This is a genomic window from Pseudoalteromonas marina, assembly GCF_000238335.3.
Lineage (GTDB): Bacteria > Pseudomonadota > Gammaproteobacteria > Enterobacterales > Alteromonadaceae > Pseudoalteromonas > Pseudoalteromonas marina.
Genome location: NZ_AHCB03000005.1, coordinates 1,240,686 through 1,264,306 on the forward strand (window position 1 = coordinate 1,240,686; position 23,621 = coordinate 1,264,306).

The following is a 23,621-nucleotide window of genomic DNA, read 5'->3' on the forward strand; positions in this document are numbered from 1 at the left end:
TATTTTTTTGCTTCGACATTATTTATACGAAAGGGTCATATGAAACATATTATTTTATCATTACTGCTACTGAATGTGCTTGCTCTGACCTCTTGCTCGGTATTAGTAAAAAAAAATCCTAGTAAATTAAGTAAGTTATCCTCAAATCAGCAAATTGCAATTAATCAATTAGGCTACCTAAATAAAAGTGAAAAAATTGCTGCAATACCGAACGTAACAGCTTCGCAATTTGATGTAATTAATGCGAAAACGAACAAGGTGGTTTATACCGCTCAGTTGAGCGCAGCTAAAATATGGACTCTTTCTGGCAATGATGGTCACAAGCTTGCCGATTTTTCTGAAGTTGTCACTTCGGGTCACTATTTTTTGCGTGTCAAGGGTGTTGCAGATTCTTCATTATTTCGAATTAGTGATGATGTTTATGATTCACTTAGTAAAGCCGCTTTAAGATATTATTATTTGAACCGCTCTAGTACTCCTATTGAAGAGAAGTTCGCGGGAATTTATGCAAGACCAATGGGTCATAAAGATGACATTATTGGTTATCATCCTTCTGCTGAGCCAAGGTACAAAGGCAAACGAATAGACTCACAAAAAGGATGGTATGATGCAGGCGACTATGGCAAGTATGTTGTTAACTCAGGTATTAGCACTTATACACTGCTTGCAGCGTTTGAACATTACCCTGATGTTTATAAAAAACAAACCCTAAACATACCTGAATCTGAAGATAACGTTCCTGATATTATAAACGAAGCCCTATGGAATCTTGAATGGCTGATCACTATGCAAAGCGATGATGGGGGTGTATATCATAAGCTAACAACTCGTGAATGGCCAGGGAATGAAATGCCACATGAAGATCAACGCCTACGCTTAATAATAGGGAAATCAACAGCAGCAAGCCTTAATTTTGCAGCTACGCTTTCGATGGCTAGCCGGGTGATTGAACCTTACTACCCCAATAAGAGTAAGCAATATTCAAATGCAGCCATAAAAGCATGGCGTTGGGCGCTTTTAAACCAAACACAATATTATGAGCAACCAAGTGATATTAAAAGCGGTGAATATGGAGATCATTATTTAAAGGATGAATTTGCTTGGGCCGCTGCAGAGTTATTTATAACCACTAAAAATAAAAACTTTTACACTATTTATAAAGAGATAAATATTGATTACGTGGCTCCAGCGTGGCGAAATGTATCGTACCTTTCTTTGAGTAGTTTGCTGTTCAAAGCAAAGGACTTATTATCTAAACAAGAATATGAAGCCCTTAAAATAAAGCAAAATGACTTAGCTGATATATATTTAAACCAACATAAAAGCAGTCCATACAATGTTGCTATGCAAAAATCAGACTTTGTATGGGGGAGTAACTCAGCCGCGTTAAATAAAGCGATGGTTTTGCTACAAGCCGCTAAGATAAATAAAAATAACGATTATAAAAATGCAGCTCATGGACTTGTCGATTATGTATTAGGGCGAAACCCTACGGGGTACTCTTTTGTTACTGGGTTTGGCACTAAAACACCTTTGTATCCACATCATCGAATTTCACACAGTGATAATGTTGTTGCGCCTGTACCAGGAATGCTTGTAGGTGGCCCTCATTCAGGACAACAAGATAATTGTAACTACTTATTCAATGAGCCAGCAAAATCATACGTTGACGATTGGTGTAGCTTTTCAACTAACGAGGTTGCGATTAATTGGAATGCGCCACTTGTGTATGTACTTGGTGCGCTCTCTGACTAGCAACTTTATAAATTTTAATTTGCACAACTCAGTTGATTCTATTTATTGACCCAAGGAAAGCGCTATAAAAGTAGGGAGAAGATTTTCTTGAGTTTATATTTTTTGAATTGGCACGACTGCCTGGATTTGATTTACAGACCCTTGAACCGGGTTATTAAGGATAGGTAGTGCTTTTTCTTGAGTTTATATTTTTTGAATTGGTACGACTGAGTTGATTTGAGTTACTGACCCTTGGACCGGGTTATTAAGGATAGGTAGTGCTTTTTCTTGAGTTTATATTTATTGAATTGGTACGACTGAGTGGATTCGAACCACCGACCCCTACCATGTCAAGGTAGTGCTCTAACCAACTGAGCTACAGTCGTACAATTTGAGGTTCTTAAATATAATTTATTCAATAAGTCAGAATAAATATTGGTACGACTGAGTGGATTTGAGTTACTGACCCTTGGACCGGGTGGTCAAGAGTAGGTAGTGCTCTTTCCTTCAATTGTATTTTCCATTAATGTTGGTACGACTGAGTGGATTCGAACCACCGACCCCTACCATGTCAAGGTAGTGCTCTAACCAACTGAGCTACAGTCGTATTACTATATTTAAGTAAGTGTTAATTGCTTAACAACGGCCGCTAATATATAGCGTGGCGGTTGGTGAATCAAGCACGTTTCGTGTTTTTAGGTTTATTTGCCGTTTTTTTATTCATATTGGGCTGATTTCACACGTTTTATAAAACTCTTGCCACCAAATGACATGCTGTTTAGCTGAGCTTTTCAATTGATTTAATAAATTAGTATTTGAGTTTGCTTTAATCAACTTATTAATTTCATTGGTCGTTACACGTTCTTGGTACCATAATTGATTTAATAATGGCTGAAGCACTTCAAGAAAACCAATGAGTTGTGCTTGGTAAGGCTGAATTTGTGAAAGATAGAACTTTTGAAATACATTATTCATTATTTTAGCTTTATCTTTGTTTTTACCCACTGGGCATAGGGTGCTTAAATTGATGTTATGCACCAACCCCGAGGCAATTTTATTTAGCCTAATTTGTTGCCTGACAGATTTAATTAATGATTGATTAAACCTATATTTATTAAGCGTTTCGAGTGCTTGGTATATTGCATCTGTGTTTATTTTGTCAAATTGAGCCTGAGCTAATTGCGCTTTAATAGCAGTAAGTTTACGCATAGCCTCAATTGTGTCGCTAAAGCCTGCGGGTTCTTTACTTAATTCTGAAGCGGTTAGTGACCACGTGCGGTTGAGCTCTGGTTCCTCGATAAGGGCTGCATTAAAGTAATGTAGTAAATCAGCTTGTTTTTGATTTTTTGCTTCATGTATTTTTTTATACGTTACTGAGGTTTTATCGAGCGAGGCTAAGCAGCTGTTGGCGTGTTGAATAAAGTCTATTTGATATTTTAAACGCCCTGCAGCGGTTGCCGTTTTACCTAGTTGGTTATTGTGCTCACTTATCACCACATTTAAGTTACAACTGCTTATTCCTGCAAGCTCAACTATACCCAGTGTTATTTTACTGTTGTTGAGTTCGGTTAAAGGGTTTAATTTGAGTGAGTTAAGCGCTGGAAGGTCTTCTGATTTGTTGTCGGTTATATTTTCAAGGCGTTTTATATAGGTGTTGTTTGTATTACTGGGGGCCTCTGTGCAAGCACTTAGCATAGTAGCAGTTAGTATTAGTAAAATGCACACTAATACTAACTGCTTTATGTTATTTAAATTAAGCTTGTTGGCTAATAAATGGTTCATGTTTAAAGCGCTTACTAACGGTTATCATTAACAAAATGGCTGCAACGGTGAGCCCGACAATTATACCAATCCAAAATCCGTGTGGCCCCATTGCCGGCACAATTATATCTGTTCTTGCCAATACGTAGCCTAAGCTAAAGCCGATTAACCAATACGAAATAAACGTGATGTAAGAAATAGGGGCTGTGTGTTTTAATCCTCTTAAAATGCCATTTGCTGCAACTTGCAGGGCATCGGGTAGTTGATAGATACAGGCTAAAATCATAATTGAGGTCGCAAGGGCAATAACCGCAGGGCTATCTGTGTATAGCTGGCTTATCACATCACGACCTATAAATGTTATAAACGCTAAGAACAGTGCGATTAATATAGCCAGTAGATAACTTGTCGATACGGCTATTTTTAACTGATCGAACTTATTCTGACCATACAAGTTACCAATTCGAATGCTAATGGCAATAGAGAGGCTTAGCGGCATCATAAACAGTAACGCGGTAACACTTGCTGCAATTTGATGCCCTGATACAGCAACCGCTCCTAAATGGGCAATAAAGAGTGGAATACATGCAAAAAGTGTTACTTCAAAAAAGGTAGCCAAAGAGATAGGAATACCTAATTTTGTAATAGTGGCGATAGTCGTTATATTTGGTTTTTCAAACGGTGTGAGTAGCCCTTTGGCATCTATCTTTTTACTCATTTGGCAATAAGTGACCTGTGCTAATGCCATCACTGTTAAAACAATAGCTGTTGCTATACCACAGCCAGCTCCGCCATAGGCGGGAAGGCCAAATAAACCATTTATGAAAATGTAGTTAGCAGGAATATTAACAGCTAATCCGAGTAAGCTAATATAAAAGGCTGGTTTTGTCATGCCCATGCCTTCGGTCATGTTTCGGTAAGTTGTAAAAAATAAAAATCCAAACACCCCCCATTTAACAAATTGGATATAGTCGAAAGCGAGGCTCGCAATAGCCGGGCTTGTATCTAGCTGTAATATTATAATGTTTGCCAAGTAGGCAATACTAAAGCCTGTAATACACAGTAAAACGGTTAAATATAAAGCTTGTTGAAAATAGTGGCTTATGCCTTTTTTGTCATTCGCGCCGGCAAATTGTGCAATTATTCCAGTTAGTGCTAACAAAATACCTTGCAACGCTAAAAGTAGTGGGTTCCAAATACCAGTAGCAATAGATAGCGCAGCTAGGTCGGTAGGGCTGACCTGACCTGCCATTATAGTGTCGACCACCGACATTAATATAAGGGTAACTTGTGCTAAAAAAACAGGCAGCGCGAGAGAAAGTAAACGCTTAGCTTCCCAATTACAAAAGGTCATAAAAACAGCTATTTAATAAGTAAGGCTGTAATTGTAATCTATTGTCTTTGAAATAAAAATCTAAGGAGTGAATGATTTTATAATTCGATACGTTAAACTAATACTTTGTCATAACTTAACGAGATTTTATGTTTACAGGTATAGTACAAACTCAAGCTACTGTGGTGTCTAAAAACCATAATGAGGGTGTGTTACGTTTAGTGGTGTCGGTGAGCGATGACTACGTAAAACACCTAGATTTAGGAGCCAGTATTGCGATTAATGGGTGTTGTTTAACAGTAGTAAAAGTTGAGCTAAGTAACCAAGATGTAGTCGCGCAAGTTCACTTTGACGTGATTGACGAAACACTTCAATTAACTAATCTAGGGCTTCTTGAGCTGGGCAGTTTAGTAAATTACGAGCGCTCTGTTACTTTTGGCACAGAACTGGGTGGGCATATTGTATCGGGACACATTCACTGTTCGGCTAAAATAAATCAAATAATTAATACTCAAAGCAACTGCAAAATTCAGGTAAGTTTACCGGTAAAGTGGCAAAAATATGTATTGTACAAAGGCTTTGTCGCCATTAATGGTGCTAGTTTAACAGTAGGCGAGATTGACGAGCAGGGCTTTTGGTTGCATTTGATCCCAGAAACATTAGCAATTACAAACTTAGGTAAAGCGCAAGTGGGTGATGAGCTAAATATAGAGGTTGATCAGCAAACTTACACTATTGTTAACACCGTAGAAAACTACCTGCGTCATCAAAATTAAAAAATTTGTTCGTCGTCACTGTCTACGTGTAGCTCTAATTTATTGTTTGCATGGTCTATGTGCATATTTAAATGGATTGGGTTGCAACAGGCAGTGCAGTCTTCAATATAGTCCTGATCGCCCATGCTGGCATCTAAATCCAAATGAATGTGGTGTCCGCAAAACGGGCAGCTAATACGTTGTGATAAAAAGTCTTTCATAATCACTCCAAATACAAATAACTTAAGCAGAGCTTGGAATGTTTTTATTCTAACCACGGCTTAATGACGTAAAACTGAACTCCTTAGAACCCTTTAAATATAGTCTGTTTAGCGTGTTATGACAGTTTATTTACACTTATTGCAGTAGCTTATCGATATGTTGTTTAGCTTCAGTAAGATAGTGTCCAGCAAAAATATTTGCATGATTTAAAATAGGGTATAGTTGGTAAATATGTTTACGTTTTTGATAGCTTGGTAGAAGAGGGTATTGCTTATTATAGGCAACATAAAATTCATCGGGTAGTGGCGCAAATAGCTCGCTCATTGCTATATCCACTTCTCGATCACCATAATAACAAGCGGGATTGAATACGGTCGGTACTTCTTTTAAAAAGCCCAAGTTGCCTCGCCAAAAATCACCATGTAACAAAGATGGGCTCACAACATGACTATGTAGTTGTGCTTTAACTTCATTAATTATGTGCTCGGGATTGGCAAATTTAATGCCTTTTTCGGCTAATAGTTGTAATTGCCACCCTATGCGTTCTTCGGCAAAGAATACATCCCACTTTTTGTGCCAACGATTTGGTTGAACTGTGGTAGCTAAGTGATTATCTATATCAAAGCCAAACATTGCCTGGTCATGCTTTTGGTGCATTTGCGCTAGTTGAGTGCCCATTTTTTGCCATTGGCAATAGGGCTGCTCATCAAGATCTAACCACGTAAGTACGATAAATGAAAATTCAATGTTAGCACCTGATGTAATGCAGGTTGGAACATTAAAATAACTATTATTAGCAAGCATCTGTAAGCCCCTAGATTCACTTTCTAATCGCTCAAGTTCGCTTTTGAGCGCAATTTTAACAAAGTAGCTTTGTGTGCCATTGCTTATATGAAAATATTTATCGGTTGTTGTGCTTTGCAGTTGTCGCTTTTGTGTGTGTTTAAAGTCAGTATTAGTAGCTTGGCTAATGTGCTCGTTAATTGCTTTCCACATAATAGTTGCTCGTATTTTATACAGACACTTAAACTATGGCAAAAAGGGATTAATTTAACAAACTAAACGTTGTAAAATTAGCGAATGTGTCGCACAAAGTGACGCTAACTGTAATGGAGTAAAAATGAACAAAAGTTTTATAACCAATTTACTAGCAAGTATTTGTGTAGCTGCAGGATTGATATTTGATCAGCCAGTAGTTTTGTCGGTGGGGTTATTTGCACTTTCTGGCGCAGTGACCAATTTATTGGCTATTCATATGCTATTTGAAAAGGTGCCGTTTTTATATGGGTCTGGCGTTATTGCGCTCAAGTTTGAGAGCTTTAAAGTTGCTATACGAAACCTAATACTCACTGAGTTTTTCTCCGAACAAAAAATTAATAATTTACTTAACAAGGCGCAGCCTAATATCGACTTTGAACCGATCATTAGTAATGTTGATTTAAATCCAGCTTTCGATAATTTACTCGAGGTTATAGAGCAATCGCAATTTGGTAGCATGCTGGGTATGTTTGGAGGCACTGCTGCAATAGAGCCAATGCGTGAAAAATTTATTGAAAAAATGCAACTTTCGTTGGCACAAATTTCTCAAACAGAAGACTTTAAAGCGTTAGTAACGCAAACGCTTTCACAAGGAAATAGTGCTCAAGGGTTGCACAGCACAGTTCTTAAACTTGTTGATGAACGCCTTGATGAATTAACCCCTAAAATGGTGAAAGAAATTATTCAAACAATGATACGCGAGCACTTAGGTTGGTTAGTTGTTTGGGGCGGAGTATTTGGCGGTTTATTTGGTTTAATTGCGGGTGTTCTTTAAGCAATAAAGTTAATAATAAAACTAAGCAGGTTATAGTTATGCCTGCTTAGCTATAACGTTTAAGCATGTTATTGCGGAGACGAAATAACAACGATGTCAGGTGACGACACCTTTGCTAAATCTTTAATTGAAGTGCGAGTACTGCTTTCAATATTTAAGTAATTAGCACTTTTATCTAAATTATAACGCGCTACAAAATCACCCATAGGTAAGTTATTACACGTTAGTTTATTGCTAATAATGCTTTTTTTAACGTTCAATGACTGCTGTGTTTTGCGTAGTACATATGCTTTATTAGACGCAACAGCCATACAAATTTGTGTGCCTGGCGTTGAGTCGGCTGCTACAAATTGTGTTGCTGATACAGGTGCTGCTAATGCTGCACTACCAATTACAAGTGTTGTACATAATGCTGTTTTAAATGTATTCATTTTACTTTTCCTCGTTGTTTGCGGTTGCAAGCTAATTATTAAACTAATTAATCAAAAAAGCTGTTAACCAAACGCAACAAGCTGTAAGCAAGTATGTTTAATGTACACACTTACTTATAGGCTCATGAAAAAGCATATTTTTAAGTGTGTTTTTTGACACACTTTCATAAAAATAATTTATTGATACTGACATATTTTTTTAGGCTGGTATTATCGCCCCTTAAATTGATGTGTAGATTTTTAGGATAAACAGTGAGTAAAGCGTTAGCCAGTTATTACCAACAAGCCTATGCCTGCGAACAACAACATTTTAATCAATGTTTTTATTGTGGCTGCGAAGCAACTGAACGCGATCATTGTCCGCCTCTTCATATGCTGCAAAGTATTATTGATTTAGGCGAGGATGCCGACTTTATTTCAATTCCTGCTTGTTATGAATGTTATGCGCTATTACATAACGAACGACTAATGACGATTGACGAGCGCTTTACCAAAATTAAAAAAAAGCTGTCTAATAAATACGCTAAAGCACTGCGTGTCTACAATATGTGGGAAGAAAACGAATTAAGTGACATGAGTGATGAGTTTGCTCACAGTATTCAGGCCGGTATGAAATTAGGAAAAGAAGCCGCAGAGCGATTGGCATTTACAGGTTTTAGTTACGCCACTGAAGAGGCACGTGTCACAGTGCGCGAAAAAACCAAAGAGTTTGATGTAGAAGGTAACGTGTTTACCGATTTTAAAGACGCACTGAATTTCTGCATTACCTCTTTAAATGTGCAAAAAAGTGACTTTTATAAAATTTTAGTTGAAGACTACAACGGCGATTTTAACAAAGCCCTTAGTCAGTACCGTCATCGCCACGACAAGGTAACAGCGGCTAAAGATGGTAATACTCTTATTAAAGATTTTTCTAAGTTACATAAGCAAAATTCAGATTTTGTAACCCGCACGGTCAAACATTTTATCAGCAAAGATCCGTCACTCACCACAGAGGGCGCACTAGAAAAGCTTTATAACAATTATATAAAAAAATAATCACGTAAATTCATCTTAATTTACCGCGTTTTCACCTGTTTTTTTAGCTTTATGCCCAAGCTTTCGCTAAAGTATTAAAAAAACAGGAGAACCAAACAACATGAATAAATTTGCTCCCTCTTTATTAGCAGTTGGCTTAGCCGCTGCACTTGTAGGTTGCCAAGAAAATGGCCCGCAAGATGATAAAATTACTATTAACAAAAACCCATACCCAAGTACTTACACGCCAATCTCTACAACAAGCACACTCATCACAAACGCGACTGTTCTTACAGGGACTGGCGAACGCCTAGATGACGCTGATGTACTATTGGTCGATGGTAAAGTACAGCAAGTAGGTAAAGACTTAGCTGTAAAAGCAGACACAACTATTGATGCACAAGGTAAATGGGTAACACCAGGTATTATTGATGTTCATTCACATTTGGGTGCCTATCCAAACCCATCGGTAGAATCACATCAAGATGGTAACGAAATGACCAGCCCAAATACGGCCGAAGTGTGGGTAGAGCACTCTGTTTGGCCGCAAGATCCAGGATTTAACCGTGCGCGCGAAGGCGGTATTACGTCTCTTCAAATTTTACCAGGCTCTGCTAATTTATTTGGCGGACGTGGTGTAACACTTAAAAACGTGCCTGCGCATACAATGCAAGGGATGAAATTTCCTGATGCACCGTATGGATTAAAAATGGCATGTGGTGAAAACCCAAAACGCGTATATGGTCGTAAAGGCGTATTGCCTTCAACACGTATGGGTAATATGGCTGGTTACCGCACTGCGTGGATTGGCGCGCAAGAATATAAGCGAGCATGGGATAAGTACGATGCAGAATACGCAGAAGGTAAAAACCCTGAAGCCCCGAATCGCGATATAAAGTACGATACATTACGCGGCGTTCTTGAAGGCGAAGTAATGATCCACAATCATTGTTATAAAGCTGAAGAAATGGCGATGATGATTGATCTTTCTAAAGAATTTAATTATCACGCGGGTACGTTCCATCACGGTATTGAAGCATACAAAATTGCAGATTTGTTAGCCGACAATGGCTCGTGTGCTGCATTGTGGCCAGACTGGTGGGGCTTTAAAATGGAAGCCTACGACATGGTTCAAGAAAACGTTGCCATTGTTGATGCGGTTAAAAACTCGTGCGCCGTTGTTCACTCAGATTCAGACACAACCATTCAACGCTTAAACCAAGAAGCGGCTAAAGTAATGTACCGTGCTAATGAAAATGGCTTTGATATTTCAGAAGAGCATGCAATTAAGTGGATCACCACTAACGCAGCAAAATCATTAGGTATTGACGATAAAACAGGCTCGCTAGAGGCAGGTAAACAAGGCGATGTGGTTATTTGGAACCAAAGCCCGTTTAGCGTTTACGCAAAAGCTGAGCAAGTTTTTGTTGATGGTGCAAAAGTTTATGATAGAAACGATAGCACTTATCAGGCAACCAGTGATTTTATGTTAGGTCAAAAATAAGGAGCACCCAGAATGAAAAATTTATCACGTTCGTTTTCGCTATCTTTGGTTGCTGCCGGATTACTAGCCTCTGGTGCTGTAAACGCACAGTCATTGGCTATTATTAATGCAACTATCCATACATCAACAGAGCAAGGCGTATTAAAAGGCGCAAGCATTGTTATGGATAACGGGAAAATTACAGCTATTAACCCGGCAGAAGTAAGTGCTGATGAAATTATTGATGCCAATGGTAAAATTGTTACTCCTGGTTTTATTGCAAGCAATAACCAACTTGGTTTAGTTGAAGTGGGTGCGGTTGCAGGCTCTCGCGATGCGGGTGACGACAAAGCGGGTATAGATTTTGATGTGAGCCTTGCATATAACGCACATTCAAGCTTAATACCCTATGCACGTAAAGGCGGCGTTACACGAGATGTAATTACCCCTTATGGCGGCGATAGTATTTTTGCAGGTTTGGCTAGTGTGGTTGATTTAAGCGGTAGCCTTGACAGTGACGTTCAAAAACAAGCAGCGTTAGTTGTGCATTTAGGTGAGCGAAGAAAAGGCTCGCGTGCTTTTACACTGCAAACATTAATTAATAAGCTTGATGCTCATCAAACTAAATTAAGCAAAAAAGATAAAAAAGACGACGATAAACCAAGTACTGAAGACAAAGTAATGGCTAAAGTACTTTCTGGCGACATGCCATTGGTTATAAGCGTTTCGCGTGCTGCTGATATTATTGAGCTTATTAAAGTGAAAGAGCAATTTGGTGTTAACTTAGTACTAAGTGGAGCACAAGATGCCGTTGTTGTTAAAGAGCATATTGCTAAAGCTAATATCCCAGTAATTATTAGCGCTATGGACAACTTACCAGGAAGCTTCGATTCTTTACACGCTAATTTAAATAATGCAGGTTTACTTGAAAAAGCCGGTGTTAAAGTACTTTTAACGGTTGGTGGAGATGCAAGTCACAATATTTATCAGCTTCGCTATGACGCAGGTAACGCTGTATCTTATGGCATGAGCCAACAAGGTGCACTGAAAGCTGTTACATCAAATGTTGCTGACGTATTCGGTATTAATGCGGGCAGTATTGAGGTGGGTAAAGCCGCTGATGTAGTGATGTGGACTAATGATCCGTTTGAAATAAGCAGTAACGTAAGTCGTATGTTTATTAATGGCACTGAGGTGTCTACACAGTCTCGCCAAGATAAATTACGTGACCGTTATACTACTGATTCAAACATGCCAAGAGCTTACACTAAGTAAATAGTAAGCGTTATATCAACCCGACAATAGGGATTTGATTGGGCGAGTAGATATTAACTTTAAAAGGTCGCATTGAGCGGCCTTTTTCATAGGTGTAAAAAAACCGCTTACTTTTAAAAGTAAGCGGTTTTATTTTTACTATTTATTACACTAATTTAGCAAGGATATCGTTAAATGTAGTGCTTGGACGCATTGCTTCAAAAGCGGCTGCGTCATTAGGCTGGAAGTAACCACCTAATTCAACAGCAGGGCCTTGAGCATCGTTTAATTCGTTTACGATCGCGTCTTTATTTGCTTCTAAATCGCTCGCAATTTGAGTGAACTGTGCTTTAAGTTCGCTATCATCATTTTGCTTAGCAAGTTCTTGAGCCCAAAATAAAGATAAGAAGAAATGAGAACCACGGTTATCAATTTCTTTAACTTTACGTGAAGGCGATTTGTTTTCAGCAAGGAAAGTACCCGTTGCTTTATCAAGCGTATCTGCAAGTACTTGAGCCTTGTTGTTACCCGTAGTTACACTTAAATGCTCTAGTGATGCTGCAAGTGCTAAAAACTCACCTAAAGAATCCCAACGTAAGTGGTTTTCTTTTTCAAACTGCTGAACGTGCTTAGGTGCAGAACCACCTGCGCCAGTTTCAAATAAGCCACCACCGTTCATAAGTGGAACAATTGAAAGCATTTTAGCACTTGTGCCCAGCTCTAAAATTGGGAACAAATCTGTTAGGTAATCACGTAGTACGTTACCTGTTACAGAAATAGTATCTTTACCTTCTTTAATGCGACCTAAAGAGAATAAAGTGGCTTCAAGTGGGGCTAAAATTTGAATATCTAGGCCAGCTGTGTCGTGATCTGGTAGGTATTTATTTACTTTTTTGATTAGCTGAGCATCGTGTGCACGATTTTCGTCTAACCAAAAAATAGCAGGAACGCCAGTAGCACGTGCACGGTTAACAGCAAGTTTAACCCAATCTTGGATTGGTGCATCTTTAACCTGACACATACGCCAGATATCGCCTTGCTCAACACTGTGCTCAAGTAGCGTATTACCTGCTGTATCAACTACACGAATAGTACCCGCTGCTTTTGCTTCGAACGTCTTGTCGTGTGAACCGTATTCTTCTGCTTTTTGAGCCATAAGGCCAACGTTTGGAACGCTACCCATTGTCGTTGGATCAAACGCACCGTGTTCTTTACAAAAATCAATAGTTGCTTGATAAACGCCAGAGTAACAACGATCAGGAATTACAAAACTTGTGTCTTGTAATTTACCGTCATTGTTCCACATTTGACCGCTTGAACGAATTGCAGCAGGCATAGATGCATCGATGATCACATCACTTGGCACGTGTAAGTTTGTGATACCACGGTCAGAATCAACCATAGCAATAGCAGGGCGGTCAGCATATACAGCTTGAATATCGGCTTCAATTTCAGCGCGTTTAGCATCGTCTAATGTTTGAATTTTAGAGTAAACATCACCTAAACCGTTATTAACATCAACACCTAGCTCTTCAAAAAGCTCACCGTGTTTTGCAAATACGTCTTTATAGAATACTTTAACAGCGTGACCAAATATGATTGGGTCAGACACTTTCATCATTGTCGCTTTCATGTGAAGCGAGAATAAAACGCCTTTTTCTTTAGCAGCATCAATTTCAGCAGCTAAAAAAGCCTGTAGCTTAGCAGCACTTATGCGTGAAGCATCAATTACTTCACCAGCTAGTAGTGGTGTGCTTTGTTTAAGAACAGTTGTATCACCGTTTGTAGCAACATGCTCGATGCGTACGTCAGTTGCTTCTTCGATAGTTGTTGATTGCTCTGAACCAAAGAAATCGCCTTCGCTCATGCTTGCAACGTAAGAGGCAGAGTCTTTGCTCCACGCGCCCATTGAATGTGGGTTATTGCGTGCGTACTCTTTTACAGAGCCAGGTGCACGGCGGTCAGAGTTACCTTCACGTAATACAGGGTTTACCGCACTACCTTTAACTTTGTCGTATGCAGCTTGAATTGCTTTTTCTTCGTCGTTTTTAGGCTCAACAGGGTAATCTGGAAGGGCATAGCCTTTTGCTTGAAGCTCTTTTATTACAGCGCGTAACTGTGGAACTGAAGCACTAATGTTTGGAAGTTTGATGATATTAGCTTCAGGTGTTTTTGCAAGCTCACCTAGTTCAGCAAGTGCATCACCAATACGTTGTTCTTCTGTTAAATAATCAGGGAAGCTAGCAATTACACGACCTGCTAATGAGATATCGCGAGTTTCAACTTCAACACCTGCTGCATTTGTATATGCTTGGATGATCGGTAGCAACGAGTAAGTTGCTAGTGCCGGAGCTTCGTCCGTTTTTGTATAGATAATTTTTGATGTCATCATCATTCCTAGATAGTCGGCCAATTGGCCTTATTCAACAATGCAAAGAAATCATTAAAGCTGAGAGAGTACATATCATAGTGTTTTAATATATACGTTCAGATAATGAATAGTTTGTTAGGTGTTGGTACTCGTGTAGCTTTACAGTTAAAGCAGAATAGTCACACCTGACGAACTGTGGTCATATTTATAGCTAAAAATATAATAAAAATAAATTAGCCTTTAGACTAGTATATTTTATGTGCTCAGCAAGTTGAGCTAGTTGCTATGTTTTGCTTAATTTTTAGCACCAAGAGTGTAACAAGCTTGAATACAAAGGGCTAGAGTTTGAGCCTGCTCACAAGCAGTTAAACGGTCAACTCTTAGAATATTGGGGTATATGAAATAAAATCAAGGATGAGGGTTGAAAATAAAGAAAAAGAAACAATTTATATCGGTGTGGGTAAATAGAAGTGTGAGGAATTAAGCGAGGAGCCTAATAGGTCGCTCGCTTTAGTCGAATAAAACAACCGTCACTCTAAAATGTCGCCGTCTAAGGCAATATTTTTAGCGTGCAAGCCCTTGGGGCCTTGTTCTAATTCGAATGTTACATCTTGTCCAGCTTTAAGCGTTTTATAACCGTCCATTACAATTGTAGAGTAATGGGCGAAAATATCATTCTCGCAGCCGTCTTCAACGATGAAACCAAAACCTTTAGCATTGTTAAACCATTTAACTTTACCACAAGCCATACTTCTACATCCTTCAATAAGTTGACTAATTTAGTTATTCTAAACCATATTATTTGCTAGACTGATTAAGGATTAATCAATCTATGTTTGACTGTAGTTTATTTAATCAATCAGTCAAGCTTTTTGAGCTATTTTTTAACATTTTATTTATTTTTTATTCAAGTTTGCTTGAGTTCCTAAGACAAGACTATATTTAATTATGAGTGGTATGAAAGATTCAGGTGTTATCGATACAGTTCGCGACAGTGAAAAGCAAAAGCTACAGCCGCCGCGAAAATACAAAGTTGTTTTAAATAATGACGATTACACGCCGATGGACTTTGTAATAGAAGTTTTAACGACGTTTTTTAATATGGATAGCGATAGAGCAACCGACGTGATGCTTCAAGTTCACGAAAAAGGTAAAGGCATTTGTGGCGTTTACAGCGCTGATGTAGCTTATACCAAAGTTGAACAAGTTAACCGCTACTCGCGTGATAACGAGCATCCGCTGCTTTGTAGTTGTGAGCAGGAATAAATACCAACTAGGGTGATCACACACCTGTTTGTTGTGGTATACATTATTATCTCAGTAAGGGGTTGCCAATGCTAAACAAAGACTTAGAACTTACATTAAATGCCGCGTTTCGTGAAGCGCGCACTCGCCGTCATGAGTTTATGACTGTCGAGCACCTTTTACTTGCGCTATTAGATAACCCTTCTGCTTCAGAAGCGCTAAATGCGTGTGGTGTTAACATTTCAGGCTTAAAATACGAACTGCTTGAATTTATTGATGAAACAACACCGGTTATCCCCGATTTAGAGGAAGAGCGTGAAACACAACCTACGCTTGGTTTTCAACGAGTACTACAGCGTGCGGTGTTTCATGTTCAATCATCAGGTAAAAACGAAGTTACCGGCGTAAATGTGTTGGTTGCTATTTTTTCTGAGCAAGAAAGCCAAGCCGTTTATCTGCTTAAGAAAAATGATGTTTCGCGCTTAGACATTGTTAATTTTATTTCTCATGGGATTTCAAAAACCGATGATGATTTAGGCGACGATACGGACGACATAAACGAAGAAGTGCAAGAAGTTCAAAATGAAGAGGTCAGCAAGCTAGACAGCTTCACTACTAACTTAAATGCGCAAGCACGCGATGGTAATATTGATCCATTGATTGGCCGTGACAGTGAAGTTGAACGTGCGGTACAAGTGTTGTGTCGTCGTAAAAAGAATAACCCATTGCTTGTAGGTGAAGCGGGAGTGGGTAAAACAGCAATTGCTGAAGGGTTAGCTTATCGTATTGTTAACGAGCAAGTTCCTGAAGTGATTGCAGATGCAGTGGTTTACTCGTTAGACATGGGCGCATTACTTGCTGGTACAAAATACCGTGGCGATTTTGAAAAACGTTTTAAAAGTTTATTAAAAGAGCTACAAGCAAAACCAGGCTCTATTTTATTTATTGATGAAATTCACACCATCATTGGGGCAGGCGCTGCGTCAGGTGGCGTTATGGATGCCTCTAACTTACTTAAGCCATTACTTTCAAGTGGTAAGCTCCGTTGTATGGGGTCAACTACTTACAATGAGTATAAAAATATTTTTGAAAAAGACCGTGCATTAGTTCGTCGTTTTCAAAAAATTGATGTACTTGAGCCAAGTGTTGCCGATACCACTAAAATTCTGAATGGCCTGAAAGATCGTTATGAAGAACACCATGGTATTCGTTACACACAAAAAGCGTTAAAAGCTGCGGCTGAGCTGAGTGCTAAGTACATTAACGAGCGTCACTTACCTGATAAAGCCATTGACGTAATAGATGAAGCCGGTGCAAACCAGCGTTTGCAGCCAAGCTCTAAACGTAAAAAAACCATTGGTGTATCAGACATTGAAATGATCATATCCAAAATGGCGCGCATTCCACCACAAAATGTATCGTCATCGGACAAAGAAACGCTTAAAAATATTGATCGTAATCTTAAAATGTTGGTGTTTGGTCAAGATCAGTCAATTGATGCACTTACATCGGCAATCCGTTTGTCACGTTCAGGGCTAACAAGTGAAGAAAAACCAGTGGGTTCTTTCTTATTCGCTGGTCCAACCGGTGTTGGTAAAACAGAGGTAACTAAGCAGCTTGCAAAGTGCATGGGTGTTGAGTTTATTCGTTTTGATATGTCGGAATATGTTGAGCGTCATGCAATTAGCCGCTTAATTGGTGCACCGCCAGGTTATGTTGGTTTTGAGCAGGGCGGTTTGCTAACCGAGGCTGTTATTAAGAACCCTCATGCGGTGGTTTTACTCGATGAGATTGAAAAAGCGCATCCAGACATTTACAACATTTTATTGCAGGTAATGGATCACGGTACATTAACCGACAACAATGGCCGTAAAGCTGACTTTAGAAATGTTGTGCTGGTAATGACCACTAATGCCGGCGTGCAAGAAACAACTCGCAAGTCAATTGGCTTTAGTGAGCAGGATCATACACACGATGCAATGGGTGAAATTAACAAAACATTTTCACCAGAGTTTAGAAACCGCTTAGATAACATTATTTGGTTTAACCATCTTGAGCGTGAAGTTATTTTGTTGGTGGTTGATAAATTTATTGTTGAACTGCAGGCACAGCTTGATAAGAAGTCGGTTAATTTTGAATTGACCTCTAAGGCACGTGAATGGTTAGCTGAAAAAGGCTACGATAAAGCGATGGGTGCACGCCCAATGGCGCGTGTTATTCAAGAAGAGCTCAAAAAGCCACTCGCAAACGAAATACTGTTTGGTAAGTTGGCTGATGGCGGCACAGTGAAGGTGTCGGTAAAAGATAAGAAAATCCGTTTTGATTACGAAAGTAGTTTAACACCAGCATAAACGGCATAAGACTCTAAATGGCTCGCTTGTAATACCGGGCCATTTTTTATTTTAGGCAACAAAAAACCCAGCAAAAGCTGGGTTTTTTGTTTATTAAATGTAATTGCTAGTCAAAGTCCATCAATTACATTTAATAAACGCTTAAAGCTAGTTATACACTAGCCAAAAACTAAATCTCGTTTACGCACTTACTTAGCGAGCACGGAATACGATACGACCTTTCGATAAATCGTAAGGAGTCATTTCTACCGTTACTTTATCGCCGGTTAAAATACGGATATAGTTTTTGCGCATTTTACCTGAAATATGAGCCACAACTACGTGACCATTTTCTAGCTCAACTCGGAACATTGTATTTGGTAAAGTATCAAGGACAGTCCCTTGCATTTCGATTACGTCTTCTTTCGCCATGTTTAGCGTAACACCTCTTTAATAGTTAAACGCTGCAGATTTTGCCCAAAATACACCAATAAGTAAAGGCGCAGGGGCTATATTTGCAAATTAAATAGCCACCCACTCATCATTAAGCTGTTTTTGTGCGGGTAAAAACTGAGTTTTATACTTCATTTTGGTGCACTCATCAATTTGATAGCCCAAATACACAAATTGTTTATTTTGCGCTTTAGCAAATTTTAGCTGCTCTAATATCATAATTGACCCTAGGCTATAGTGCTCAAAGTCAGGGTCAAAAAACGTGTAAATAGCAGAAATAGCGTTGTCCATACAATCGGTTACAGCTACACCTACTAAAGTGTCTTGATGCCAAAGTTCGATAAACGTAATTTCAAGCCAACTGCAAAATAAAAAGCTTTGAAATTGTTCAGGCTGTGGTGGATACATGCTGCCGTCTTGATGGCGCATAGTTATATATTTACTGTACAGCGGATAATACCCTGCTCGTTCGCTAGTAGAGTAAGTGACCGTAAACTGTGTTTTTGCTTTGTTTAGTTTACGTTTTTGTGATTTTGATGGCATAAATTCTTGCGCTAAAACACGAACAGAGTTACATGCACTGCAAACGGGGCAGTGAGGGCGGTATATTTGGTTACCACTGCGCCTAAAGCCGACTGCTAACAAAGATTCGAACTTTTCTGAGCAATAATAAGTGGGATCTAATATGACTAATAGTTGCTCGCGCCTGTTGGGCAGATAACTACACGCAAATTCTTGGCTTAAACCAACACGGGCTGTTAGGTTTTCATTCATAGATTGCAATAAGTTCCTGTGGTTCCCACATAGTAGGATTAACTTTATAGGTAAGTGCAGTGTTAAGTTTAGCTAAAAAATCAGTTCGAGGAATAACTTTTGCTCCCAAACTCATCAAATATGGGTTTTCGAGTTGGCAATCAATAAAATGAGCGTCATGGTTTTTTAACCAATTCACAAGCGCCCACATAGCTAATTTAGAACAATTAGTTTGATGATGAAACATCGATTCGCCACAAAACACACCATTTTGCATAATTCCATACAGCCCAGCTGCAAGCTCTCCGTTGCGCCACACCTCTAAGCTATGCGCTACGCCTGCATGATGAGCATTTATGTAAGCACTAAGCATATCAGTAGTGATCCAAGTACCGTCGGTATCAATGCGTTGGTCACGGCATGCTTCAATAACTTCAACAAAGGCGTTATTAACTGTCACTGTTACGGGGTATTTTTTTAGGTGCTTACGTAAACTTTTACTAACATGAAACTCATTTAACTCCACAATGCCACGTTCACTTGGTGACCACCACATAATAGGTTCGTTATCGCTAAACCAAGGAAATATACCATTACTATAAGCATTGCAAAGGCGAGCTAGGCTCAAGTCACCACCCACAGCTAGTAGGCCGTCTGGAGAAACTAATGCATATTCTGGATTGGGAAATGCTATATCTGTATCACTTAGTTGGTATAGCTGGTTTGTCATAACGTGTTTACTTTTTATAATTTGTTTTAAAAGTGTAACTATATTTTAGGCGTAAAAAAAGGGGCTGATTGATCAGCCCCTTTTGTGAAAAATAAACGTTATAGGTTGTCTAAATAGCGCTCTGCATCAAGGGCAGCCATACAGCCTGTTCCAGCAGATGTAATCGCTTGGCGGTAAATATGGTCAGACACGTCACCTGCAGCAAAAACACCTGGTACGCTTGTTTGCGTTGCGTTACCGTTAAGACCTGACTCAACAACTAGGTAGCCGTCTTTCATTTCTAGCTGGCCTTCAAACATATCTGTGTTTGGTTTGTGGCCAATTGCAATAAACACACCCGCCAAATCTAAATCTTCAGTAGCATCAGATGCTACATCTTTAATGCGAATGCCTGTTACACCCATTTGGTCGCCCAAAACTTCGTCTAGTGTACGGTTGTAGTGCATTACCACGTTGCCGTTTGCCGCTTTTTCAGTAAGACGATCAGCAAGAATTTTTTCACTACGGAAACTGTCACGACGGTGAATTACATGGACTTCATCAGCAATGTTAGATAAGTATAGTGCTTCTTCAACTGCGGTATTACCACCACCAACTACTGCTACTTTTTGGCCTTTATAGAAAAAGCCATCACATGTTGCACACGCCGATACACCACGACCTTGGAAGTTTGTTTCAGACTCTAAGCCTAAGTATTTTGCAGATGCGCCTGTAGCAATAATAAGTGCATCACATGTGTATGTACCTTGATCGCCAGTTAGTGTGAAAGGGCGTTTAGAAACATCAACTTTGTTTATGTGGTCAAACACAATTTCGGTTTCAAATCGTTCAGCATGCTCTTTCATGCGGTCCATAAGTGCAGGGCCTGTTAAACCGTGTGCATCACCCGGCCAGTTTTCAACTTCAGTGGTAGTAGTTAATTGACCACCTTGTTGCATACCTGTAATTAAAACAGGGTTTAAATTTGCACGGGCTGCATACACTGCCGCCGTGTAACCAGCTGGGCCAGAGCCTAAAATTAGTAGCTTACTATGTTTTGCTTCAGTCATGATATTTTCCTAAACGATTCTATACGGTCATTAATGCGCTCGATTCTAAGAAAAACAAGGCAGAAGTAAACAAAATCTGAGATTATTTTTTTTAGTAAATCGAAAACCTGTTCATTTTTATGTACTAAACAAACATATTTTTATGCCTTTCAGGGTAAACTAGCTCAATAAATAGACTAACAAGCAACAAAACGTCGTTAATTCATGACCACTTTGATTTTTTTTGTTATGTTTTACCTAATTTTGATTTGTCACTGATAGATTATGTGACCTAAATGAATAGGCAACTATGTTATTTTGGCAGGAAAAACCCGCATTTGGGTTGACTTCAAAAGACGTTAACGTCTTAACCAATGCGCAAGATTACCGCACACAATTACTTAATTTAATCGCTGACGCAAAAACGCGCATTTATATTACTGCGCTTTATTTGCAAGATGATGAAGCAGGCCGCGAAGTTTTAGAGGCATTACACAATGCGTCTTTAGCCAACCCTGCACTTGAAGTAAAAGTACTGGTCGATTTTCATCGTGCCCAGCGTGGGCTTATTGGTGCTGAGAAATCAGACGGGAACGCAAGTTTATACTGTGACTATCTAGAAAAATTTAAATCAAATGTACAAGTATTTGGTGTACCGGTAAAAGCGAAAGAGCTGTTTGGTGTATTACACCTAAAAGGTTTTGTAATAGACGACACGTTGCTTTACAGCGGTGCTAGCTTAAATAATGTGTATTTACAGCACAGTGACCGCTACAGGCTTGACCGTTACTTTTTAATTACGCAAAAAGGCCTGTGTGACTCTGTAATAGACTTTATTGAATCAAAGCTATTGAGTTCAGTGGCAGTGCCTCGTATCGACACGCGTCCGCTCAAGCGATTAATTGACTTTAAACTTGAACAAAAGCAATTAATGCGTGATCTAAAAGCAGCAAGTTATAAGTCGGCTGAGCAAGCAAGCAATAATGCGTTAAATATTCGTTTGTTTTTAGGGCTTGGGCGTCGTCATAACGAACTTAATCGTATGATCAAAGCCCTTTTTGATACAACAGAGCGTGAGTTAGTACTTTATACACCGTACTTCAATTTTCCTGCGCCGCTTATGCGTTCGTTACGCAGGCTTTTGAAACAAGGCAAACATATTACAATTGTTGTGGGTGATAAAACCGCTAATGATTTTTATATGCCACCTAGTGAGCCGTTTAGTAAAATTGGTGCGTTGCCTTATTTATACGAAACTATTTTGCATAAATTTGTTAAAACACAAAAACGCCATATAGATAACGGTAACTTAAATGTATACCTTTGGAAACACGACAATAACTCTTTCCATTTAAAAGGAATATGTGCAGATAGATCAAAGCATTTATTGAGTGGGCATAACCTAAACCCACGAGCATGGGGCTTAGACATAGAAAACGGGATATTAATTGAAGATCCTGAGCAAACTATTATGCAAGCAATTGATAACGAAAAGCATGAAATTCTTAAGCACTGTCGCCGACTAACAGGGCCAGACGATTTAGAAACCATGGAAGATTACCCTCAGCCAGTTAAAAAGTTACTTGGCCAAGCAAAACGGGTAAAAGTAGACTTTATTATTAAACGGTTTATTTAGATTGAATTTAAATTAGACATAAAAAAAAGCAGCTTTATAGCTGCTTTTTTATTGGTACAAACGCTTAATTAAGCGTTTTCAACCGCTGTACGTGGGTCAACGTAATCCATGTTAAATGCTTCAGCAACTTCTTTGTACGTTACTTGGCCTTTAATTACATTTAAGCCTTTTAGGAAGTTAGCGTCGTCTAGCAATGCCTTTTTGTAACCTTTGTTTGCAAGGTTAATGATAAACGGCAATGTTGCATTGTTAAGTGCAAATGTAGACGTACGAGGAACAGCACCCGGCATGTTAGCAACACAGTAGTGAACAACTTCATCAACGATGAAAGTAGGATCAGCATGCGTTGTTGCTTTAGATGTTGCAATACAACCGCCTTGGTCAATAGCAACGTCAACAATAGCAGCGCCAGGCTTCATTGCTTTGATGTGCTCTGCTGTTACAAGCTTAGGAGCAGCAGCGCCAGGGATTAGTACGCCACCAATTACTAGGTCTGCTTCTAGTACGTGTTTTTCAAGTGCATCAGCTGTTGAGTAAATAGCTTTAACTTTATTACCAAACTGTGCGTCTAGTGCACGTAGTACATCGATATTACGATCAAGTACTACAACATCAGCACCTAGGCCTACAGCCATTTGTGCTGCGCTACGACCAACCATGCCGCCGCCGATAACAACAACTTTAGCTGGCTCAACACCAGGTACGCCGCCTAGTAACATACCACGACCGTGGTTAGATTTTTCAAGGGCTTGTGCACCGGCTTGGATAGACATACGGCCAGCTACTTCACTCATTGGCGCTAAAAGTGGTAAACCACCACGAGAGTCAGTTACTGTTTCATAAGCAATACAAATCGCTTTGCTCTTAACAAGGTCTTCAGTTTGTGGAAGATCCGGTGCAAGGTGAAGGTAAGTGAAAAGAATTTGGTCTTCACGAAGCATTGCACGTTCAACTGCTTGTGGTTCTTTTACTTTTACAATCATTTCTGCGTTTGCAAAAACGTCAGCCGCAGTTGCTAAAATGTCTGCACCTGCTTGGGTGTAATCTTCATCTGTAAAACCAATGCCCATACCTGCATTCGTTTCTACAACCACTTGGTGGCCGTGATTTACTAATTCACGAACACTAGCAGGAACCATACCTACACGGTATTCATGGTTTTTGATTTCTTTAGGTACACCAATAATCATAACATTTGCCTTATTAAGAACGGATTGAAATTTTTCACTATTATATTCATGACAAGCCAGTGTGTCTCACCTTTTTTAAATG

The 23,621-nt window shown here is 39.2% G+C and carries 21 protein-coding genes and 2 tRNA genes; 9 read left to right on the forward strand and 14 right to left on the reverse strand.

Features of this window, described 5'->3' with window-relative positions; translation table 11 throughout:
• Window positions 1-39 precede the first annotated feature (39 nt).
• Window positions 40-1,755, forward strand: a complete 1,716-nt coding sequence (locus PMAN_RS05755; protein WP_010556365.1) for a glycoside hydrolase family 9 protein — start codon at window positions 40-42, stop codon at window positions 1,753-1,755.
• A gap of 288 nt (window positions 1,756-2,043) precedes the next feature.
• Here PMAN_RS05755 and PMAN_RS05760 read toward each other — a convergent pair.
• The 4 genes from PMAN_RS05760 to PMAN_RS05775 form a co-directional block, all read right to left on the reverse strand.
• Window positions 2,044-2,120 (reverse strand) — tRNA-Val (locus PMAN_RS05760).
• A 144-nt stretch (window positions 2,121-2,264) separates the two neighbouring features.
• Window positions 2,265-2,341: transfer RNA gene (locus PMAN_RS05765), tRNA-Val, on the reverse strand.
• A gap of 113 nt (window positions 2,342-2,454) precedes the next feature.
• Window positions 2,455-3,516 carry a DUF3080 family protein gene (locus PMAN_RS05770; protein WP_010556366.1) on the reverse strand — a complete coding sequence of 354 codons (1,062 nt, stop codon included), beginning with the start codon at window positions 3,514-3,516 and terminating at the stop codon, window positions 2,455-2,457.
• Complete coding sequence (locus PMAN_RS05775; RefSeq protein WP_010556367.1) at window positions 3,488-4,849, reverse strand: MATE family efflux transporter; 1,362 nt, start codon at window positions 4,847-4,849, stop codon at window positions 3,488-3,490. Before PMAN_RS05775 ends, PMAN_RS05770 begins: the two co-directional genes overlap by 29 nt.
• A 128-nt stretch (window positions 4,850-4,977) precedes the next feature.
• Between PMAN_RS05775 and PMAN_RS05780 the strand changes: the two genes are divergently transcribed.
• Entirely contained in the window at window positions 4,978-5,604 is a 627-nt protein-coding gene (locus PMAN_RS05780; protein WP_010556368.1) for a riboflavin synthase, read from the forward strand.
• On the opposite strand, the gene PMAN_RS05785 is transcribed toward PMAN_RS05780, so the two are convergent.
• Window positions 5,601-5,804, reverse strand: a complete 204-nt coding sequence (locus PMAN_RS05785; protein WP_008128431.1) for a CPXCG motif-containing cysteine-rich protein — start codon at window positions 5,802-5,804, stop codon at window positions 5,601-5,603. The genes PMAN_RS05780 and PMAN_RS05785 overlap by 4 nt on opposite strands.
• Before the next feature lie 136 nt (window positions 5,805-5,940).
• A complete protein-coding gene (locus PMAN_RS05790; protein WP_010556369.1) occupies window positions 5,941-6,801 on the reverse strand; it encodes a fructosamine kinase family protein in 861 nt (286 codons plus the stop codon).
• A 124-nt stretch (window positions 6,802-6,925) separates the two neighbouring features.
• Here PMAN_RS05790 and PMAN_RS05795 point away from each other — a divergent pair, with 124 nt between their 5' ends.
• The gene (locus PMAN_RS05795) at window positions 6,926-7,618 is read left to right on the forward strand and encodes a hypothetical protein (protein WP_010556370.1); all 693 of its coding nucleotides are present in this window, start codon (window positions 6,926-6,928) and stop codon (window positions 7,616-7,618) included.
• A gap of 68 nt (window positions 7,619-7,686) precedes the next feature.
• Here the strand turns inward: PMAN_RS05795 and PMAN_RS05800 are convergent, their stop codons facing one another.
• The gene (locus PMAN_RS05800; protein WP_010556371.1) at window positions 7,687-8,049 is read right to left on the reverse strand and encodes a DUF3718 domain-containing protein; all 363 of its coding nucleotides are present in this window, start codon (window positions 8,047-8,049) and stop codon (window positions 7,687-7,689) included.
• A 252-nt stretch (window positions 8,050-8,301) separates the two neighbouring features.
• On the opposite strand from PMAN_RS05800, the gene PMAN_RS05805 reads away from it, so the two are divergent.
• The 3 genes from PMAN_RS05805 to PMAN_RS05815 all read left to right on the forward strand — a co-directional run bounded on the left by PMAN_RS05805 (window position 8,302) and on the right by PMAN_RS05815 (window position 11,824).
• The gene (locus PMAN_RS05805) at window positions 8,302-9,087 is read left to right on the forward strand and encodes a hypothetical protein (RefSeq protein ID WP_010556372.1); all 786 of its coding nucleotides are present in this window, start codon (window positions 8,302-8,304) and stop codon (window positions 9,085-9,087) included.
• 100 nt (window positions 9,088-9,187) lie between these two features.
• The gene (locus tag PMAN_RS05810; RefSeq protein WP_010556373.1) at window positions 9,188-10,570 is read left to right on the forward strand and encodes an amidohydrolase; all 1,383 of its coding nucleotides are present in this window, start codon (window positions 9,188-9,190) and stop codon (window positions 10,568-10,570) included.
• Window positions 10,571-10,582: 12 nt separating this feature from the next.
• A complete protein-coding gene (locus tag PMAN_RS05815; protein ID WP_010556374.1) occupies window positions 10,583-11,824 on the forward strand; it encodes an amidohydrolase family protein in 1,242 nt (413 codons plus the stop codon).
• A gap of 145 nt (window positions 11,825-11,969) precedes the next feature.
• Here the strand turns inward: PMAN_RS05815 and PMAN_RS05820 are convergent, their stop codons facing one another.
• Both PMAN_RS05820 and cspD read right to left on the reverse strand, forming a co-directional pair.
• Window positions 11,970-14,192, reverse strand: coding sequence for an NADP-dependent isocitrate dehydrogenase (locus PMAN_RS05820; protein ID WP_010556375.1), 2,223 nt, complete (start codon window positions 14,190-14,192; stop codon window positions 11,970-11,972).
• Window positions 14,193-14,704: 512 nt separating this feature from the next.
• Window positions 14,705-14,923 carry a cold shock domain-containing protein CspD gene (gene cspD, locus PMAN_RS05825; RefSeq protein ID WP_006792879.1) on the reverse strand — a complete coding sequence of 73 codons (219 nt, stop codon included), beginning with the start codon at window positions 14,921-14,923 and terminating at the stop codon, window positions 14,705-14,707.
• Window positions 14,924-15,131: 208 nt separating this feature from the next.
• Between cspD and clpS the strand changes: the two genes are divergently transcribed.
• On the forward strand, window positions 15,132-15,440 hold the full coding sequence (clpS, locus tag PMAN_RS05830; protein ID WP_021032429.1) for an ATP-dependent Clp protease adapter ClpS: 309 nt from the start codon (window positions 15,132-15,134) through the stop codon (window positions 15,438-15,440).
• Window positions 15,441-15,508: 68 nt separating this feature from the next.
• Entirely contained in the window at window positions 15,509-17,770 is a 2,262-nt protein-coding gene (clpA, locus tag PMAN_RS05835) for an ATP-dependent Clp protease ATP-binding subunit ClpA (protein ID WP_010556376.1), read from the forward strand.
• A 192-nt stretch (window positions 17,771-17,962) separates the two neighbouring features.
• On the opposite strand, the gene infA is transcribed toward clpA, so the two are convergent.
• The 4 genes from infA to trxB all read right to left on the reverse strand — a co-directional run bounded on the left by infA (window position 17,963) and on the right by trxB (window position 20,734).
• Window positions 17,963-18,181, reverse strand: a complete 219-nt coding sequence (infA, locus tag PMAN_RS05840) for a translation initiation factor IF-1 (protein ID WP_002962494.1) — start codon at window positions 18,179-18,181, stop codon at window positions 17,963-17,965.
• Between the two features lie 90 nt (window positions 18,182-18,271).
• Window positions 18,272-18,976, reverse strand: coding sequence for an arginyltransferase (locus tag PMAN_RS05845; RefSeq protein ID WP_010556377.1), 705 nt, complete (start codon window positions 18,974-18,976; stop codon window positions 18,272-18,274).
• Complete coding sequence (gene aat / locus PMAN_RS05850) at window positions 18,969-19,685, reverse strand: leucyl/phenylalanyl-tRNA--protein transferase (RefSeq protein ID WP_010556378.1); 717 nt, start codon at window positions 19,683-19,685, stop codon at window positions 18,969-18,971. The genes PMAN_RS05845 and aat overlap by 8 nt, the downstream gene beginning before the upstream one ends.
• Window positions 19,686-19,783: 98 nt before the next feature.
• Entirely contained in the window at window positions 19,784-20,734 is a 951-nt protein-coding gene (gene trxB / locus PMAN_RS05855) for a thioredoxin-disulfide reductase (protein WP_006792874.1), read from the reverse strand.
• A gap of 289 nt (window positions 20,735-21,023) precedes the next feature.
• Here trxB and pssA point away from each other — a divergent pair, with 289 nt between their 5' ends.
• Window positions 21,024-22,349, forward strand: a complete 1,326-nt coding sequence (gene pssA / locus PMAN_RS05860; RefSeq protein ID WP_010556379.1) for a CDP-diacylglycerol--serine O-phosphatidyltransferase — start codon at window positions 21,024-21,026, stop codon at window positions 22,347-22,349.
• Window positions 22,350-22,417: 68 nt separating this feature from the next.
• Here pssA and ald read toward each other — a convergent pair whose 3' ends face one another.
• Window positions 22,418-23,539: an alanine dehydrogenase gene (gene ald, locus PMAN_RS05865; RefSeq protein ID WP_010556380.1), complete on the reverse strand. Its 1,122-nt coding sequence runs from the start codon at window positions 23,537-23,539 to the stop codon at window positions 22,418-22,420.
• Between the last annotated feature and the right edge of the window lie 82 nt (window positions 23,540-23,621).